2 protein-coding genes are annotated in these 21,746 nt (G+C 56.2%); both read right to left on the bottom strand.

What is annotated here, in order from left to right; genetic code table 11:
• Positions 1-89: 89 nt before the first annotated feature.
• Positions 90-13,946, bottom strand: coding sequence for a non-ribosomal peptide synthetase (locus QT231_RS11380; protein WP_308336977.1), 13,857 nt, complete (start codon positions 13,944-13,946; stop codon positions 90-92).
• Positions 13,943-21,745 carry a non-ribosomal peptide synthetase gene (locus tag QT231_RS11385; protein ID WP_308336978.1) on the bottom strand — a complete coding sequence of 2,601 codons (7,803 nt, stop codon included), beginning with the start codon at positions 21,743-21,745 and terminating at the stop codon, positions 13,943-13,945. The genes QT231_RS11380 and QT231_RS11385 overlap by 4 nt, the downstream gene beginning before the upstream one ends.
• Between the last annotated feature and the right edge of the window lies 1 nt (position 21,746).

Here is a 21,746-nt window from a genome sequence, read left to right on the forward strand (position 1 = left end):
CATAAATGAAAGCACCACCTCAGCAGCCCCAAGACTCTTCTCAGCCATCGAAACCCAACAGCCGAGAAGAGTTTTTCAAAAACCGGCCGTTAGGCCGTTAAATTCTCCTCTACATGCTTTGATGGATGGGGCTCCTCTTGCAGTCTTTCCACCACCTGTAGCAACAGCGAATCACAGGAAACTATCGAGAAGTGATCCTCGGAAGTTTCAATAGCATGATGTGGCGCTTGCCCCACTTGATGCGTTAGCGCTTGCCGTTCCTCTTGTGGACGCCCTTCAGACCACCAACAATCCGCTTCACAGCTCAGCGTCGGCAAAGTATCGGTCTGTAGGGAAAGCCTCTTCAGATGGCGTGCCACACAGAAGATCCGTGCCAGCTCTTCACCACCCAGAGCGGCATAACCTTCCCGTCCGTGGGCCGCATCAGACGACAGTAGGCGTTCCAGCATAGCGGCGAGTTCCGTTTCGCTTGGCTCCTTACGGGGCGTTTCATGAGTACTCTTGGTGACCATCTCAGATGAAATGCTCGGCAAGATGACCGACACAAAGGCCGCAAAATCCTGCAACCAGTCATCTTCGCTCGTCTGGCCGCTACCAGGGATATAGGGATCGACCAGTGCCAACAGGCCCACCTCCTGGGCTTGCTTTTCAAGCCGTGCCGCGATCATTGCTGCCAAGGTACCACCTAGCGACCACCCCAATAACCGATAAGGCCCGTGAGGCTGCAAGCGACGGATAGTGGCTGCATAGTCATCAGCCATTGCTTCCAGCGATGTATCACAATGTTGCGGGTCGGTTAGCATCCGGCACGGTAGTCCATATACCGTGCATACTCCCTGTAAACGCCGTGCCAGCGGTTGATAGTCGTAAAGGGTGCCCATACCAGCATGCACACAAAACAGCGGTGACTGCCCCTGACTCTCTCCATTGAGCATAACTACGCCATCCAGCAAGGCATCCGAAGCTTCTCCCACCCCCAACAGACCAGCAATGGTCGGCTTCTGCATCAGATCACGCAGTTTGAAATCAAGCGTGCTCTCCTTTAGGGCGCGCACTCGGCTCAACACTTTCAGGCTCAGCAGGGAGTCTCCACCCAGTTCGAAGAAGTTGTCGGTTTCACCGACTCGCTCAATACCCAATACTTCCTGCCAAATCTCAGCGAGTTGGCGGGCTTCCGGTGTAGAGGGGGCCACGTGCTCGCGGTTTTCATCCAGCCGCGGCTCAGGCAGCGCCGACTGATCCAACTTGCCATTGACCATACGTGGCAGGGCTGTCAGTACCATCATATGTGCTGGCACCATATAGTCGGGCAGATGTGCTTCGAAATACCGGCGTGCACGTTTCACTAATCGAGTTTTATCCGCCTCATCAGCTACCAGATAAGCAACCAACTGATGCCCAGTCGAGGATTCATGGGTAACAATAGCAACATCACTCACGCCAGGTATTTCTCGGGCACGTGCCTCTACCTCACCCAGCTCAATACGGAAGCCACGTACCTTCACTTGGTGATCCGCACGGCCCATATACTCCACATTGTCATCTTCTCTCCAACGCACCAGATCCCCAGTGCGGTAGAGACGTCCCCCTAAAGTGTCGAAGGGATCGGCCACAAAGCGCTCGGCTGTTAAGCCGGTACGCCCAAGATAGCCTCGCGCCAAACCATAACCACCGATATACAATTCGCCCACAACGCCCTTTGGTACCGGTTGCAGGTTATCGTCCAACACGTAGAGCGACCGCTCGCCAACGGGACGACCAATCGGTGCATAGGCACAGTCAAAGGTCTCCTCGGCGGGTGTCTTCCACAGCAGCGGTGTCACCACCGTTTCGGTGGGTCCATAGCCATTGATGAACCAGCGCGGCCGCAGTGTGCGGCGCGCCTTGTCATAGGCCGCCTTGGGCATCGCCTCGCCACCAAAGACGTAAAGCTCCACCGGTGGCGTATCATCACGCCCTTCTGCCCAGTCAGCGACTTGATTCAAATAGGCCGGTGGGAAGGCCACGTTCGCTGCCCGATAGTGTTGCAAGGCCGTATAGGCTTGTTCCGCTGTCCATAGCTCTTCTTCCCGAATAGCTAGACTCATCCCCGAGCACAGGGCTGTCAGCCAGCGCTCATGAGCACCATCGAAGGAGAATGACATAAAGTGTAACTCGCAGGAGTCGGGTTCCATATCATAGAGTTCGCTAATTGCCTGGCAATGCATCGCCAGCGGGCCATGTGCCACCGTAACGCCTTTAGGCATACCGGTGGAGCCCGAGGTATAGATTACGTAAGCCAGCGACTCTTCGTGAACGGCCACATCGGGATCAGCATCGTCATAACGGCTTAGATCAAGCGCCTCGCAATCCACATAAGGTATACCCTCCACCGTTGCCAATCGCGGCAGTACCTCGTGCTGCGTTAGCAGCAGGGCCATGCCACTATCCTTGATCATAAAACTCAGACGTTCGGGCGGGTAGGTCGGATCGAGTGGCACATAAGCGCCGCCCGCTTTGAGCACGGCCAGCAGAGTTACAATGACTTGGGGCGAGCGCTCCAGCGCCACGCCAACCCGCACATCGGATTCCACCCCTTGCTCGCGCAGATAATGGGCAAGGCGATTAGCCTGAGCGTTGAGCTGCACATGGCTTAAAGTCTGGTCACCCATACGAAGTACAGTGCTATCTGGCTGTGTATCCGCATGCGCAGCGATGCGGCGATGCACTGGCATGCGGGAGAAGCCACTACGGCCACTCTGGCCTAATTCACTCAGCGCATCCCATCGAGCTGATTCAATCCATTCCAGCTCACCCACAGGCCGATCCGGCGACTCCGCCATCTGACGAATGAGCAGCTCCATAGCGCATTTCAGTTCATCAATGAACGGCTCTGGGAAGACCCGTCGGCTATAGCAGTACTCAATCTCCAGCTCATCGTCGATCACCACCTGCAGATCCATCGCGTAGCCAGTTATGCCTTCCCCGGCAACCTCACCAAAGCGCAGACCATGCCGCTGCTGATCACGCATTGTTCTATCGACGGGGAAGTTCTCAAATACAATGATACTGTCGAACAAGGCGCGGCCCGATGACCCAGACCAGCGTTGGATATCTGCTAACGCGGCATGTTCATACTCACGAATACTCAGATTGGTCGCCTGCACACTCTGCAAGTAAGCACCCACACTCTGCTCAGGCTTCGCCGTCAACGCCACGGGGATAGTGTTAATAAACAGGCCTACCATCTCCTCAGCGCCTTGCAGGCTCGGTGGGCGGCCGGATACCGTCGCGCCAAACACCACCCGTTCCTGATGACAGTAGCGCTGCAGTAGTACCCCCCAGGCTGCCTGTATTAGAGTGTTTAGAGTCACGCGCTGCCGCTGGGCAGCAGCTCTTAGGAGTGCGGTATCTTGCCGCCCTAGACGGGTATAGCGTTTGGCGAAACCCTGGGCCCCACTCTCTTGACGGCTCGACTCGGCCAACAGCGTCGGCCCTTCCAGCCCCACCAGTTCCGATATCCAGAAGGCTTGAGTCGAAGCGGCATCCTGACGCTGCAACCAGCGAATGTAGTCACCGTAGGGCCTCCCAACAGCCGCCAAGGGCTCTTCCGCGTAGCTGGCCAGCCACTCGTTAATTAGACGGGCTTCAGACCAGCCATCGGACAAGATATGATGCCGAGTCCATATCAATTGATAGCGGTCATCATCAAGCCGAATTAAATGCAGCCAGGCTAATGGGGGGGTCAGCCAGTCAATTTGGCGCTTGAGCACTTGCTCAGCATAGGTGGCGAGAGACTCTTCGAGCGTATCTTTCTTACTACGCCAATCCAACTGTACGATTTCTGGCTCCACTTGAGTAAAGACAAGTTGTAGTGGACGCGCCATACCCGCCTGCCATAAGAAACCCGTTCTTAGCGTGGCATGGCGCTCGACCATCGCTTGCCAAGCTCTCACTAGTCTATCGGCATCCAAGCCACTGACGTCTACATTCAATTGATTGACGTAGAGTCCCGGCTCTTCCGCTTCAAGAGAGTGGAAGAACATCCCCTCTTGTGTGGGCGACAGGGGATAAACATCTTCGATATTGCCCTGGTCTAAGCCTAGGGCTTCGATCTGCTCACTGCTCAGATAATCTGCTAATTCATAAAGCTCAATCTCACGCCGTTGCGCTTCCTCAAGTACACTGGTCGCATTCAGCGCCAACTGGGCTATGCTCTGATGCTCAAAGACTTGCCGAGGAGTGACCGTCCAACCAGCCCGTTGCAACCGAGAGACGATCTGTAGACTGAGAATCGAATCCCCGCCCAGCTCAAAGAAGTTGTCGTGTCGGCCCACCTGTTCAACACCCAGTATCTCTGACCAGATTTCCTCCAGCGCTTCCTCCACCTCGCCTTGAGGCGGCTCGTACTGCGAGACACTGGCCAAATCCGGAGCGGGCAGGGCCTTGCGGTCTACCTTGCCGTTGGCACTTAGCGGCAGTGCCTCAAGCGTAACCACGACGCCCGGCACCATGTAGTCCGGCAATCGTTGCCCCAGCACTTCACGTAGTGAACTGGTGTCGAGCTCACTGTCGGCTTGGGGAACCACATAAGCGACTAACCTAGAACCACCGGGGCCTTCTTGGGCGACCACTACTGCCTCGCGAACCTCCGACTGAGAGAGTAGTTCGGCTTCAATCTCGCCAAGCTCGATACGCAGGCCGCGGATCTTCACTTGGTGGTCGAGGCGGCCCAGATACTCAAGCTGACCATCCTCCCGCCAGCGCACCAAATCGCCCGTACGGTAGAGGCGCTCGTCCGGCACAAATGGATCAGCGATAAAACGTTCTGCGGTAAGGTCAGGGCGGTGCAGGTAGCCCCGTGCCAGCCCAATGCCTCCGAGATAGAGTTCACCCGCAACCCCAGGTGGCGCCAAGTTAAGATCGCCATCCAGCACGTAGGTACGGATACCAGCGATCGGTTGGCCGATAGCTACCTGGTTGCGCCCATCGTCTTGGCACGTCCAGTGGGTCACGTCGATAGCTGCTTCAGTGGGGCCATAGAGATTGTAGAGCCCCGTGTGAGGCAACCGAGCAAATACTTGGTTCTGCAGGTCAGCCGGTAGGGCTTCACCGCTGCATACTAGGCGCGTCAAGCTGGTACAAGTTTCTACCTCGCCATGGGCCAGGAAGGCCTGCAGCATTGAAGGTACGAAATGTAGCGTGGTGATCCCATGGGTACGGATCAATTCGACCAGTTGGGCTGGCTCGCGGTGAGCGCTAGGTGGCGCCATCACGAGTCGGGCGCCCTGCATCAGCGGCCAGAAAAACTCCCATACAGAAACATCAAAGCTGAAAGGCGTTTTCTGTAGTACCGCATCGCCGGTCGTTAAGCCATAGGCGTCTTGCATCCACTGTAGGCGATTGGTCAGTGCATGGTGACGGTTGGCCGCGCCCTTAGGTCGCCCGGTAGAACCCGAGGTATAAATGACATAGGCAAGATGCTCGCCATGCAGCGCCACTTCAGGGTTCGTTGACGCATGATGCTCTACATCCAACTGATCCAGCTCGATAACGCTAAGGTTTTCCGTCACAGGCAAGAGGCCACGAATATGCTGCTGAGTGAGCAGCAGCTCAATGCCACTATCTTCGATCATATAGGTCAGCCGCTCAGCGGGGTAATCCGGATCCAGCGGCACATAGGCGCCCCCCGCCTTGAGGATTCCCAGCAGTCCTACAACCATCTCAACTGAGCGCTTAACAGCGATGCCCACCCGAGTCTCAGATCTTACGCCCAGACCGATCAGATAGTGGGCCAAGCGATTGGCGCGGGTGTTAAGCTCGACGTAGCTAAGTGACTGCTCTTCAAATACGAGTGCCGTGGCCTCTGGGGTTGCCGCAGCCTGTTGCTCAACCAGATGATGGACTGGAGAAGAGCATGAATACTGTTGCGTATTCTCCCCCCACTCGCTCAACAACTGCTGTTCGTCTGCTCTAAGCAGGCTGATCTCACTTAATGGTTGTTGAGGTACCGCTTGCAGATTTTCTACGATGCCTGAAATGGCTGTGCTCAGGTAGTCACACAATCGCTGGGCACCGATTATGCGACTAACCTGCCCTACTAACTGGAAGCCGCCGTTACCCAGGTCGTCCACCGACATCGTGATCGGGTAGTTTGTACGCTCCTGACCACCTAATAACTCCATGCCTTCCCAGGTATGAACAATCCCTCTCTCTTTCTGAGGAGCGCTGTAACGATAGTTCAGCAGACTCGTGAATAGTGGCGTTACGCCAGGTAACCCGCTGCAGCGCTGTGCTAACCCAAGACTGGCATGTTCATGGTGCATTAGCTCAGATAGGGCATCGTGAGTTTGGCGCAGACTATTATCGGCACTTTGAGCTCCCATTTTGATACGCACCGGTAGCGTATTGATAAACATACCAAGCGCTCGTTCTGCCCCTTCAGTGCCCTGCATACGCCCGAACAGCACAGTGCCAAATACTACGTCGTCATGCCCAGTCGTTTTGCTGAGCACCAAGGCCCAGGCTAGATGGAATAGGCTGGCCGTGCTAACACCATGGCGCTGAGCCTGTTGCCGAATCTGCTGTGCTAGCTCCACCTCCAAAGGAACGCGCACTTCTTCGATATCGCAGCCATCGCCGCGGACGTCTAGTAGCCCGAAGGGCGCTGTCGGTTCTTCAACATCGCCCAACCGCTTTCTAAAGAAAGCTTCGTGCTCTGCTGAGCTTACCCCTAGCCGCGCTTGTGCCACGAAGTTGCGGAAGGGTAGCGGCTTGGGCAACTCATTTTCACGGCCTTGCTGGATCAAGGCAATTTCTTCCACCAGTAGCTCAAGGGTGGTGTGATCTATCATCAGGTGGTGGCTAGGTAGTTGTAGCAGCCAGCGGTTCTGGTTAGCATCATGAGCAGCCACAGCACGCAGCATTGGCGCTCGGCGTACTTCGATACGATGGTGTTCAGGATTCACCTCAGCATTCAGCTGTTCGGAGACGCAGCGAGAACCATCTCCCTCCAAGTCTAGCCATTCGAGGGCTAATTCGGCATGTCGGTACACTACCTGTACCGGCTGGCGTAGCCCTTCCCAAAGCACTGCGGTACGTAGTATGTCATGGCGAGTAATCAGTTTATTGAAACAGGCAATGAATGCTTCCAGCCGCTCCTGGCAATCAAAACCGAGTAAGTGTTGAGTAACATAGGCATCTCCTTTCTGCTGCAGCCGGTGATGGAAAAGGATACCCTCCTGCAATGGCGCTAGCGGGTAGACATCCTGAATATTGCTAGCACCGCCGGGCACTGCCGCTTCGATCACGCTGATCTCTTCGACATTAAGCTCGATTAGCGTCAGCATATCAGGCTGAAGAGCTTGGCAATCGAGAGGTACTTGATTTGGCGGGATGATGATTTCATCCCGCAATGGCTTCTGGGCTATAGCCTGAGCAAAGGCTGCCAGTCCCGGGTATTGGAACAAGGTTCGAACCTGAGTCGTCAGACCACGATTCCGCATTTTCTCCAGCACTTTCAGAGCCAGCAGCGAATGTCCACCCAACTCGAAGAAGTTGTCGTAACGACCAACACGCTCTACGTTCAACACTTCAGACCAGACCTCTGCTAAGGCTTCTTCCACCTCATCTTGAGGAGGCTCATACTGCGAGTTACTCGCCAGGTCAGGCTCAGGCAGCGCCCTGCGATCCACCTTCCCGTTGGAGGTCAGCGGTATTGCATCGAGGGGAACTACAACTCCCGGCACCATATAGTCAGGTAGATACTGGCCTAATCGCTCGCGGAGAGCGCTGGTATCGAGCTCAATGTTGGCTTGGGGTACCACATAAGCCACTAACCTAGCGCCGCCGAGACCTTCTTGTGCCACCACCACCGCCTCGCGCACCTCCGGCTGAGATAGCAACTGGGCTTCAATCTCCCCCAGCTCAATACGGAAGCCGCGTACTTTCACCTGATGGTCGATACGCCCCAGGTACTCAAGCTGACCGTCTTCATGCCAGCGCACTAAATCACCAGTGCGATAAAGCCGCTCTCCTGAGCCAAACGGGTCAGCAATAAAGCGCATCGCTGTTAGGCCACAGCGGTTCAAATAGCCACGTGCCAAGCCTGCCCCGGATACGTAAAGCTCCCCAGAAATCCCGATGGGGACATGATTAAGCTGGCCATCTAATACATGTGCGCCGAGATCCGGGAGGGTGATCCCTATAGGACTACGTTGACCTGCCAGATCTTCAGCTGTCACACGCCGATAAGTGGCATGCACCGTGGTCTCAGTGATGCCATACATGTTAATCAGGCGGGGATGATCATCACCGAAATGCTCAATCCAAGGGCGCAAGCTTTCCGGTTCCAATGCTTCACCACCGAAGATCACTACACGCAGTGCTAAATCTTCTGTGTTATAGAGTTCGGGGGTGGCCGTCAACTGCCGGAAGGCCGAAGGCGTCTGGTTTAGTACTGTCACTTGCTCCCGGCATAGCAGTTCAAGGAAGTCCTCCGGCGAACGGCTAACCCAGTAGGGCACCACGACGAGTTTTCCGCCCGTACACAGAGCCCCAAACACCTCCCACACTGAGAAATCGAAGGCGTAGGAATGGAACATTGTCCAGGCATCCTGCTCGTCGAAATTGAACCAAGGTGCCGTGGTATCAAGTAATCGCGTCACGTTCGCATGACATAGCTGCGCCCCTTTAGGTTGCCCTGTGGAACCCGAGGTGTAGATCACATAAGCAAGATTTTTACCGTGCAGTGCCACGCTTGGATTGGTCGACGCATGATGAGCTACATCCAATTGATCCAGTTCAATGGCATTCAGGCTTTCAGCTACTGGTAACGACTCACGAAGATGTTGCTGAGTAAGCAGCAGTTCGATGCCACTATCCTCGACCATATAGGCCAACCGATCACTTGGATAATCGGGATCTAGCGGTACATAAGCACCACCCGCTTTGAGGATCCCCAGCAGTCCCACCACCATTTCAAGAGAACGCTCAACAGCGATACCCACTCGAGTTTCGGGTTCCACGCCTAGGCCAATTAGGTAGTGAGCCAAGCGATTGGCACGAGCGTTGAGTGCGGCGTAACTGAGTGACTGATCTTCAAATACTACTGCCGTGGCCTCTGGAGTTACCGCAGCCTGTCGCTCTACCAAGTGGTGGATCAGTGGTGCATCGGGGTGGAGGTGAAGGCTTTCCCCCCACCCACTCAGCAATTGCCGCTCGTTTTTTCCTAACAGGCTGACCTCGCATATCGCTTGCTGCGGTGTATGCTGCAGGCTTGCTACTATGCCGACTATAGCAGCTCTCATGTAATCGCAGAGCCGCTGCGCTCCAATCGTGCGGCTAATCTGAGCTACCAGTTGGAATCCCTGTCCTAAGTCATTCACCGACATACCCACTGGGTAGTTGGTGCGCTCCTGCCCACCTAGAGTCTCCATCCCCTTCCAAGTAGGTGCGGCATTCTCTCCTCTTTGAGGGGCAGCCTGGCGGTAGTTCAACAAACTCGAGAACAACGGGGCGCCGCCAGGTAAGCCACTGCAACGCTGCGCTAGACCAAGACTGGCATGTTCATGGTGCAGTAGCTCAGAGAGTGCATCATGAGTTTTCAGTAAGCATTCATCGACACCTTGGGAGCCCAGTGTAATGCGCAACGGCAGTGTATTAATGAATACCCCTAGCGCGCGTTCAGCGCCTTCGATGCCGTGCATACGTCCGGAAAGCACCGTGCCAAACACCACATCGTCCTTGCCGGTAGCTTTGGCAATTACAAGCGACCAAGCGAGATGGAAGAAGGCTGCCGCGCTGACGCCGTGGCACCGAGCCTGATCGCGAATCGCCGCCGCCAGTTCGCCGTCCACCACCAGGCGCTGCTCGTCGATGTCATCGCCGTTACCCATAACGTCGTTGAGACCGAAGGGCAGTGTACCCTCGTCAAGATCGCCAAGGCGCTGGTGGAAGTAGGCTTGGTGCTCGCTATCGGACACACCCAAGCGAGCCTGAGCGATGAAATTGCGAAACGGCACTGGCTCGGGCAACTCTGCGGAACGCCCCTGCTCGATCAGAGCTATCTCTTTGACGGCCTGCTTGACCGTCATATTGTCATCGATTAGATGATGGATGAGTAACTGCAGTAGATAACTATCATCGACCGTGTCCTCGATAGCCACGGCTCGCATCAAGGGCGCTTGTCGCGCATCAATCCGGCAGCGACCGGGGTCGGCGGCATGACGCAGCCGTTCCAGTGGAGACAGCTTCGAGCCTTCAATACCGTTGTCGGATGCCTTCTCGATCCACTCCACCAGCAACGGTGCTTGGCGTAGAACAACCTGTACCGGTTCGTCGAGCCCTTCCCAGTAAAAAGCAGTGCGCAGGATGTCGTGACGCGCCATTACTTGGTTAAAACCATTGATGAAGTTCGCCATGCGGGCACGGTTGTCAAAACGCATGGTGTAGGAAGTGATGTAAGCATCACGCTCGACGTTCAGCCGATGATGGAAGAGAATCCCCTCCTGTAATGGCGCCAGTGGATAAATATCCTGGATGTTGGTGCCACCACCCGGCACCGTCGACTCAATGCGCGCAATCGCTTCCCGATTGAGGGATACCAGAGGGAGCATCCAGGGCTCAAGGGTTTCGCAGTGCTCAGGAATTAGGTTGGGCGGCACCTCAACCTTATGGAGGCTGTTCGTAGCTCCTAGCACCTGCGCGAAATCGCTTAGACGCGGATGTTCGAACAACTCACGGATGGCAATATCGCGACCCCGTTCGCGCAATCGCGCAATCAGCCGCAATGCGAGCAAAGAATGCCCGCCCAACTCGAAGAAATTATCGTGGCGGCCAACACGCTCGATTTCCAACACCTCACACCAAAGAGCAGCCAGACCGACTTCCCACTCGCCGCACGGCGCCTCGAACTCGCCACTCCCTGCACTGATGTCGGGATCAGGCAGCGCGGCACGGTCAAGCTTGCCATTGGCGGTTAACGGCAGAGAGTCCATGGCGACCAGCGCGCTGGGTATCATATGGTCAGGGAGATGGTGGCGCAGCCGTTTGCGCAGTACCTGAAGGTCGACTTCAGCCACAGCCTCAACTATATACCCAACCAGCCGGTCACCTCCCGGCCCTGAACAAGCCACGACCACAGCATCACGAATTTCCGGCCGGGCCAACAGGCAGGCCTCGATTTCGCCGAGCTCGATACGGAAACCGCGGATCTTGACTTGCTGGTCGCCACGCCCCAGATACTCGAGTTGGCCGTCATCACGCCAGCGCCCTAAGTCGCCGGTGCGGTACAACCGCCCACCTTCGCTATCGAAAGGGTCGGCAACAAAGCGTTCGGCACTCAACCCGGCGCGCTTGAGATAGCCGCGGGCAAGTCCTGCGCCCGATACGTAGAGCTCGCCGACAACGCCGATAGGCACGCGATTAAGATCGTTATCCAGCACTTCGATACCGAGGTCAGGGATAGCGACGCCCACCGGGCTGCACTGCCCCTGCAGATCCGCGGCGGTGATCGGGCGATAGGTCACGTGAACCGTCGTTTCGGTGATGCCATACATATTGATAAGGCGCGGATGCGTATCGCCGAAGCACTCGATCCATGGCCGCAACATTGCAGGCTCCAGAGCTTCACCGCCGAAAATGACAACCCTCAGAGCGAGATCCTTACGTGTTTGGATGCCAGGCACGTTGATCAATTGACGGAAGGCAGATGGAGTCTGGTTAAGTACCGTCACTTGTTCCCGACATAGCAGTTCGAAGAAATCTTCAGGGGAGCGGCTGACCCAAAACGGCACCACGACCAACTTGCCGCCCGTGCAAAGGGCACCGAATATCTCCCATACCGAGAAGTCGAAGGCGTAGGAATGAAACAGTGTCCAGGTGTCTTGCTCGGAAAAATCGAACCAACTCGCCGTAGCATCAAGTAATCGCGTCACATTGGCGTGACACAGCTGCACGCCTTTAGGCTGGCCGGTAGAGCCTGAGGTATAAATCACATAGGCGAGGTTGTCACCACTCAGTGCTAGTCCTGGGTTGTGCGCTGGTCGCTCTGTAACGTCCAGGCTATCCAATGCGAGAGCAGTTAACCCTTCGTGCTGCGGGAGCTTCGTCGTTAGTCCCGACTGGGTCAGCAGCAGCTCAATGCCGCTGTCCTCGACCATATAGGCGAGCCGATCGGTGGGATAACCTGGATCCAGCGGCACATAGGCGCCACCAGCCTTGAGAATAGCCAGCAGCCCCACCACCATCTCAATGGAGCGCTCAACAGCAATACCCACTCGGGTTTCGGGTTTTACGCCTAGATCAATCAGATAGTGGGCCAGACGGTTGGCACGATCGTTGAGTTCGGCGTAGCTGAGTGATTGATCCTCAAATACTAGCGCCGTGGCCTCTGGGGTTGCCGCAGTCTGGTGTTCAATTAGGTGGTGGATAAGCGATGCATGGGGATACCGTTGAGAGCTTTTACCCCAGTCCTGTAACTGAAGGTGCTCGCCTTTATCAAGCAAATCAATATCGCCGAGCGCTCGCTCTGACAGTTCTGCAAAAGCCTCTAAAATAGCGGCATAGTGCTGCGCTAGGCGTTCAATGGTGGTTGAGTCGAACAGTTCTTCTGCAAAAACGAAGTTTGTTTCTAAGCAGCCATCCGTGCGCTCCACAACATTTAGCGTCAGCTCGAACTGCGCCTCGCCCTTATCTAGTGGCCAACTGCTCAGTTCCAATCCTGGTAGTGTCCGCAACGCGCCATGATCCTGCCGCTGGTGGTTAAACATCACCTGGAATAGCGGCGTCTGGCTCATACTGCGTTCCGGCTGTAGCGCTTCTACTAACTGCTCAAAAGGGAGATCTTGATGCTCTTGTGCTCCCAACGCCGCGCGCTTGCTCTGTTGCAGCGCCTCGGCCAAGCCCAGGCGGCCATTCAGCTGGTTACGCAGTACCTGAGTATTAACGAAGAACCCAACTACACCTTGAGTTTCCGTCCGGTGACGATTGGCGATCGGCACCCCAATCCGGATATCTTCCTGCCCAGTATAGCGGTACAGCAACGCCTGAAAGCCTGTCAATAGTGTCATAAACAGGGTGGCACCCTGAGCTTGGGTTTGTTTGCGCAGCCTGCTTATCAATGGCTCTGAGAGCACCATATGGTGACGTGCAACGTGATAATGTCCATCGTTGCGGCGCGGACGATCGGTCGGCAACTGCAGCACTGGGTGTTCGTCGCCAAGTTCTGTCTGCCAGTAGGCGAGCTGGCGCTCTTTCTCGCCAGCTTCCATCCACTGGCGCTGCCAGAGTGCATAATCAGCGTACTGAATCGGCAGGGCTGGCGGCTGCCATGTCTCACCCGTTACCCTAGCAGAGTAGTCCGCAGCAAACTCATCGATGATCAACTGCATCGACCAGCCATCGGAGACGATGTGGTGCATTACCACCACCAGCAAGTGCTTCTCTTCTGCTAAGTGTAGTAGCCCCACCCGCAACAACGGCCCCTGTTCCAGATCGAAAGGGGCATTGCAAAGCTGATCAACCTGACTCTCTATTGCCGATTCTCGTTCACCCTTCGGCATATAGCCAAGGTCGACCTCATGCAATGAAAAGTTGCTCTCAGCCTGAAGCACTTGTATCACCTCGCCATCGCCATCGTCACGGAACACCGTGCGCAATGCCTCATGACGAGATATTAAGGCGGCGAAGCTACCCCCCAGTGCTTCAGTATCCAACGACCCCTTCAGGTTCAGAGCGCCAGTAATATGGTAAGCGCTGCTTTCGGGATCCAAGCGCCACAGAAACCATTGGCGCAGTTGCGCATAGGAGGGTGAGCAAGTACTCAATTGAGAATCAGGGCGCCTAAGAATAGGGAACTGGCCAATGCCCAACCCTTGAGTACGAATTTTGTCGTAAACCACACGGCGTTGTTCGGCTGACAATCCGGTGAAGCGCTCCGCAATACGACGGGTATCGAAGTGACTCATTGAACGGTATCCATGCTGTCGATGAAGGAATCAATATCGGAGAGCGACTGCTCAAAGGAGTATTTGCTGTTTAGTACGGCAATACATTCTGCTAAGTCGCGAAGTAGGGGGTGTTTAAACACTTCAGATATGTTGAGCTCAGCTCGCATATCAGCGTGAACGCGGGCCACCATCTGCATAGCAAGTAGCGAGTGCCCCCCCAATTCGAAGAAGTTATCGTGACGACCCACTTGCTCAACACCCAGCACCTCGCTCCAAATCGCTGCTAGCTTTTCTTCCGACTTACCCTGGGGAGGCTCGTACTGGGAGCCACTGGCCAAATCCGGCTCGGGCAATGCCTTGCGATCTATTTTGCCATTGGCATTCAGCGGCAGTGCATCAAGCGAGACCAGCACTCCCGGCACCATATAGTCCGGTAGCTTTTGACCGAGTGCTTCACGTAGTAAGGCGGTATCGAGTTCACTACCAGCTTGGGGCACCACATAAGCGACTAACCTAGAACCACCGGAGCCTTCTTGAGCGACCACTACTGACTCGCGCACCTCTGGCTGAGAGAGCAGTTCAGCTTCGATCTCGCCAAGCTCGATACGCAGGCCGCGGATCTTCACTTGATGATCAAGACGGCCCAGATACTCGAGCTGGCCATCGTCACGCCAGCGCACCAGGTCACCGGTGCGGTAGAGGCGTTCTCCTTGTACAAAAGGATCGGCGACAAAACGTTCTGAGGTAAGATCAGGGCGGTGCAGATAGCCCCGCGCTAAGCCCGCGCCACCAAGATAGAGTTCACCAGCGACACCTGGCGGCGCCAAGTTAAGGTCGCCATCCAGTACGTAGGTGCGGATACCGGCAATCGGTTGGCCGATAGCTACCTGGTTGCGCCCATCGTCTTGGCAAGTCCAGTGGGTAACATCGATAGCTGCTTCGGTGGGGCCATACAGGTTGTAGAGCCCCGTGTGAGGCAACCGAGCCAATACTTGGTTCTGCAGTTCAGCCGGTAGTGCTTCGCCGCTGCATACCAGGCGCGTCAGGCTGGTGCAGGTCTCGACCTCATCATGGGTCAGGAAGGCCTGCAGCATTGACGGCACGAAGTGCAGTGTAGTGATGTTATGGCTACGAATTAGCTCGACCAGTTGTGCCGGTTCACGATGGGCTCCCGGCGGCGCCATCACCAGCCGCGCCCCCTGCATCAGCGGCCAGAAGAACTCCCATACCGATACATCGAAGCTGAATGGCGTCTTCTGCAGCACCGCATCGTCGGGCGTTAGGCCATAGGTCTCCTGCATCCACTGTAGGCGGTTAGTCAGCGCGTGATGGCGGTTAGCTGCGCCCTTGGGGCGCCCGGTGGAGCCTGAGGTGTAGATCACATAGGCAAGGTGCTCGCCGTGTAGCGCCACCGCTGGATTAGTAGAAACGTGATGTGCAATGTCCAACTGATCCAGCTCAATCACGCTCAGGCTTTCACCTACCGGCAACGACTCGCGAAGGTGTTGCTGGGTAAGCAGTAGCTCAATACCGCTGTCCTCGACCATATAGGCCAACCGATCACTCGGATAATCTGGGTCTAGCGGTACATAAGCACCACCCGCTTTGAGGATACCCAGCAGCCCCACCACCATCTCGATGGAACGCTCCATGGCGATGCCCACTCGAGCCTCAGGTTTTACACCTAGCCCGATCAGATAGTGGGCCAACTGGTTGGCGCGAGTATTGAGTTCAGCGTAGCTGAGTGACTGATCTTCGAAGACTACGGCCGTGGCCTCAGGTGTTATCTCGACACGATGTTCGATCAGACGGTGAATCGGGTCGGTCTTGGTATAGTGCTCATCATTGACGCTCCACGCCTCGATTTGCTGACGCTCCTCATCACTTAACCACTCGATTTCCCCGACTCGTTGAGTAGCCGAATCGCTCAGTTGTTCAAGCGCACTAACCAGATGTTGGATCAATAGCGCGGCAGCAGAATCGTCCAGCTTTGATCGTGAATAGCTGCAGCAAAGTTCCAACGTTTCCTTCTGGAAGACGACCAGCGTTACGGGGTAATTGGTTTGCTCGCGGTTGACCAGCTCGCCAAACGTCAGCTCACCCGGCAAGTTCTGATCCAGTGCTGCATCCACGGGATAGTTCTCGAATACCAACAAGCTATCGAACAATGACTGACCACCCTGCCCCGCCCAGCGCTGGATGTCATAGAGCGGTGTATGCTCATGTTCGCGACTCGCCAGGTTTTGTTCCTGCAACTGGCGCAACCACTTATCGACACGCAGCGAGGGATCCAGTGAGACAATGACCGGTAAGGTATTGATGAAGGGGCCGATCAACTGCTCTGCCGCCGGTAGCTCCGCAGGTCGCCCGGCGACGGTCGCACCAAAGCAGATGCTATCTTGCCCCGTGTAACGGGCCACCAGCAGCGACCAGGCGCCTTGCATTAGCGTATTGAGCGTTATGCGCGTCGCTTTGGCGAAGTTCTCCAGTCGCTGAGTGGTCGTGCTATTCAGTGACAGGGTGATCTCTTGATGCCCAGCTTGCGCTTCATGGGGTCTAGGCATGGCACTGACGAGATGCGTAGGCGCATCAAGACGCTGCAAATACTCACGCCAGTAGGCTTCACTGGCCTTAGCGTCACGGCACTGTAGCCAAGCGATATAATCGCGATAGCGCCCCTCTGTAGGTGGCAGCGCCTCCCCGGCGTAACAGCGCAGTACCTCACCCATCAGTTGCGAAGTACTCCAGCCATCCAGCAGCAGATGGTGGCGCGTCCAGATAAAGCAGTGTCGGGTATCTGCGATTTTCACCAGCGCCAAACGCATCAGCGGCGGCGCTGTTAGATCGAATGGCGTCCGTTGCTCCTCGGCCAGCTTCTCAAGCGCCGCTGACAGATCCGCGCGTTCACGCCAATCCGCTTCCAACCAAGGCAGCTCGACGGTGCGTGCTACCCACTGCAGCGGCGTTCCGGCGGGCTCCAGGAAACCGCTACGCAATATCTCATGGCGCACGAGTACGTTTTGCCAGGCGCGCCGGAAGCGTTCGACATCCAGGTGGCTAATCTCTACCTGCAACTGGTTGAGGTAGGCCATCCCCTTGCCATCGTAGAGGCTGTGGAACAGCATGCCCTGCTGGAGTGGCGACAGCGGATAGATATCCGCCAGTTGATCGGTGGCAACAGGCAAACCGTCCAACTGCGCTTGACTCAGCCCCGCCAGCGGGAAGTCCGATGGCGTGGCGCCACGAACGCCGCTATCACAGTGCTCAATCAATGCCTCTAGTTGCGCTTGGAAGCTTGCTTGCAAGGCATGCATCGCTGCCTCACTGTGAATCTCGCGACTGTAATGCCAGTCAAAGCGCAGTTGGCCCTCTTGAACCCAGGCCATTACCTCAATCCAGGTACGGCGCTCGCTTTGCGGTGCGCGGGATTGCCCTGCGTTCTCTTTGGCAAGCTGCCAGGCCGCATCGCCCTGCAGGGAGCGGTCAAACTGACCTAGATAATTGAAAGTGACCTGGGGGTAGGCGCCACCCACCAGCGCGGGCTCTTCTTTCAAATAGCGCAGTACGCCGTAGCCAAGCCCCTTCTCAGGCACTTGGCGAAGTTGCTCTTTGATTGCTTTTAGGCTCGTAGCAGGCTCCGCATTACCCGGCGTCAGGCGAACCGGGTAGAGGGAAGTGAACCAACCTACGCTGCGACTGAGGTCGACACCGTCGAACAGGTCTTCGCGACCATGGCCTTCCAGTTCGATCAGTACACTGTCTCGTTCAGCCCATTGGCATAAGGCACTCGACAGCGCGGTGAGGAGCAGATCATCCACCTGGGTGCGGTAGGCTTTATGCACCGGCCCCAGCAGTTGCGAGGTCGCCTCGGTAGACAAGCTGCCAACGAGCGAGGCGGTATCGGCAACGGTGTTGCTGCCCTGGAGATTCTGTGCCGGTAGGCTAGGCTCTGGCTCTTTGACGAGACTTTCCCAATAGGGGCGTTGCTCAGCCAACGCCTCCGATGTGGCGTAGTCGGCCAGGGCGTGCGTCCATTCATCTAGCGAGGTGGTTGCCGGTGGTAGGTCGATTGTCTTGCCTGCACTTAACTGCGTGTAGGCCGTTTGCAGGTCGTCGAGAATCACGCGCCACGACACGCCGTCTACCACCAGGTGGTGAGCCACTAGCAGCAGTCGCCCACCGCGCTCGCCTCCCAGTTCCATCCAGATGGCACGGAACGGCCGCGCCAGGCTTAGGCTGCGCTGTGCAGCATCGGCGGCCTGAGTGATGGCCTGCGCCGGATCCGCATGATCGCTTAAATCCACGTGCTCGAAGAGATCGTCGGCTAGCTTGCCATAGGCTTGTTGCCAGCTGTCGCCAACGCGCTCAAAGCGCAGCCGCAAAGCGCCATGGAGATCTACCACTGCCTCAATGGCACGCCGTAACAGCGCGGCATCTACATCACTGGCCGCTTCCAGCATCAACGACTGATTCCAATGGTGTGGCTCGGCGAAGTTCTGCTCGAAGAACCAGCGCTGCACCGGCAACAGTGCAAAGGGAGCCACTTTATCGGGTGCAGCCGCTTGTTTAGGTGCGGCCGCCGCCAGGGGCGTGGCCATCGCCGCCACGGCGGCCACGGTCTGCCCTTCCATCAGTTGCTTGGGTGTTACCTTGTAGCCCCGCTTGCGCGAGCGAGCGACGATCTGCAAGCTGAGGATGGAGTCGCCCCCCAGCTCGAAAAAGTTGTCGTTACGCCCCACCTGCTCGCAGCCGATCACGTCAGCCCAAACCGCTGCCAACGCCTCCTCGGCTTCTCCTTGGGGAGCTTCAAAGGCTTTGCCACCACCGGTTTGCACCGGCTCGGGCAGCGCCTTGCGATCCAACTTCCCATTGGCGGTTAGCGGCAGAGCCTCTAGCCGTACTATGGCGCTGGGCACCATATAGTCAGGCACGCGTTCGCCAAGCTGCGCGAGTAACGCGGCGTCATCGACATCACTCCCGGCGGCCATAACCACATAAGCACACAGTTGCGCGCGGCCTTCTTCGTTCTCCCGCGCGACGACTTCGGCCTCCGCAATACCCGGCTGATCGCGCAGCAGGGCAGCGATCTCGCTCGGCTCCACCCGATAACCGCGAATCTTGACCTGATCATCCACACGGCCAAGGAACTCCAGGCTACCGTCGGTCAGTTGGCGCACACGGTCACCGCTGCGATAGAGTCGCTCCCCCGCATGGAAGGGGCTGGCAACGAAACGTTCCGCTGTTTGCCCCAGCCGCTGTAGATAACCTTGAGCCAACCCAGGGCCACCCAAGTAGAGCTCGCCGGCAACGCCCTTCGGCACCGGATTAAGCCAGGGGTCGAGCACATAGGCCTGAGCATTGGCCAGCGGTGTGCCGATCGGCAGGGTGCTGGCAGCTCGATCGGCTATGTCGGCTTGCTGGGTGAGAATACCGACCGTGGTTTCCGTAGGGCCGTAGTGATTAAGCACCTGGCAGGTTGGCTTGAGTTCGGCGACACGCACCAGTAGCGCCCAGTCGGTCGCTTCGCCGCCCAGGATCAGGCGCTCGTGGGGAAGTACATCGGCCGGAGTTGCCGCACTCAGCAGCGCCCGCAGGTGGCTAGGCACAATCTTCAGCACATCCACCTGCTGTTCCCGCATATAAGCCGCAAAGGCATCCGGGTCGAAGGCACACTCAGGGGAAATAAGATGCAAGGTGCGCCCGGTGCACAAGGCACCAAACAGCACCGTATGCCCCAGATCCGCCGCTACCGTCGAGACCATTGCCATGTTGCGGGCACCTTCTGGTAGCGCCAGCGCTTCCAGAACGCCCTGCACGTAATTGGCCAGCGCACCGTGACTGACCGCTACCCCCTTGGGCTTGCCCGTGGAGCCAGAGGTATAGATCACATAGGCGGTCTGCTGGGGATGGATGACGGGCAGTTCGTGTTCAACTGACGCAGGAATATCATCGGCAAACGCCAGCGCCATTACCGGAACGTCATCGCTCCAGTCGCAAGCCGTACTACTTAGCAGCAAACGGGCGCCACTGTCAGCCAATTGATAGGCCAAACGCTCCGTTGGCAGTTGCGGATCCAGGGGCACGAAGGCCCCACCTGCTTTGAGTACAGCAAGAATACCAAGTATGTATTCACACGAACGCTCGGCGTGGATGGCAACACGCACTTCGGGGCCAACGCCCTTTGCAATTAGTGCTCGTGCCAGACGCTGGGCTTGAGCATCCAGGCTGGCATAAGTGATGCCATGATCCGGTGCATCTTGCATCGCAAGTTGTTGGGAATGTTCTTCGACGGCTTGATCCCAAAGCTTTGTGACGCTGCCGTAAGAAAATGCGGTTGGCTTGCCTTCAAGCGCCGAAGTGGGTGCGGGGATTTCGAGCGACGCCAACGATGTATTTGGCTCTTTAAGCACCTGCTCAGCTAGGCTTTGTAGTGCTTCGGCAAGTCTCTTGATTGTCTGTTCGTCAAACAGTGCTGTCGCATAAGCGAAGACGCAGCGAATTCCATCAGTGTTATCGGTAAAATCAAAGCTTAGATCGAAGTGAGCATCACCGCCGCTGAGCCCTTCAAGATATACTTTTAAGTCACCTACGCTCTTTTCTCTTTCCAACTCGTTCTGTTGAGTACACTTGACCTGAAATAACGGATGTACGCTGGGCTGGCGCTCAGGCTGCAGCGCCTCTACCAAAGTATCGAAGGGAATATCCTGGTAGTCCTGCGCATCAAGCACGGCTTCTTTAACGGCATCTAATAAACTGGTAAACCCCTTGGTAGGCTCTAATAAGGTTCTCAGCACTTGAACATTAAGCAGATAACCAATCAGACCATGAGTTTCAGCTCTATTTCGATTAGCACTTGGAGAACCTACCCTTATGTCGCTTTGTCCACTGAAACGATGTAGCGTCAGTTTTAACAGTGACAGCATCACCATATATAGAGAAGCGCCATGCTCACGGGCTAGCTGGCGAAGGCCAGAACTCACATCACGAGATAATTGAACATGACACTGGCCAGCTTTCGATGTCTCCAGGGTGCCTCTTGGGCGATCAAAAGGAAGATCGATAGGCGTGTGCGAGTCTCCTAGACGTTGGCGCCAATGGTTTAGCTGCCGCTCCATTTCACCAGCCTCGAACCAACTCCGCTGCCATATCGCATAATCACCAAACTGAATGGGTAACGAAGGTAGTGCTGCATCACGTTGTTGGATTCGGGCTTCATAAAACTCGAACAGCTCATCAATGAGCAATTGAATCGACCAACCGTCACAAGCAATATGGTGCAATACAATGGCAACTGCATGGTGGCTAGTACTCAGTTGGTAGATTGCCATGCGGAATGGCGGCTCAACGTCAAGCGCAAAGGGGCGCTGAGAGAATTCGCCAATGAGGCTCTGTAGTTCTTTTTCCTGATCTAACTCGGTGTGGTGCTGTAAATCATCGTGTAATACCGGCACCTGCCAGCCACTGAGAATCTCCTGCAGAGGTTCTCCATCCTCGCTCTGAGGATATATTGTGCGGAGTACTTCATGACGCGTCACAAGGTCATTCACACTCGACTCGAATGCAGCAACATCCAGTGGGCCTTGCAAATGAAACACACCGGGCATGTTATAAGCCGGGCTTGCCGGATCAAGCTGCCATGTGAGCCATAAGCTACGCTGCGAATATGACAACGGAAATTGCTCAGCTCGGGTAGCGGGCACGATAGGAAGCTCACGAAAATCGATCCCACTACTTCTCAGCTTATTCAGAAAACTTCGCTGCGCATCGAACTGAAGTTCTGCAAAACGTTGAGCAATCTTTCTTTCGTCCAATTCCATG

This window comes from Halomonas sp. SpR1 (genome assembly GCF_031010175.1).
Taxonomy (GTDB): Bacteria; Pseudomonadota; Gammaproteobacteria; order Pseudomonadales; family Halomonadaceae; genus Vreelandella.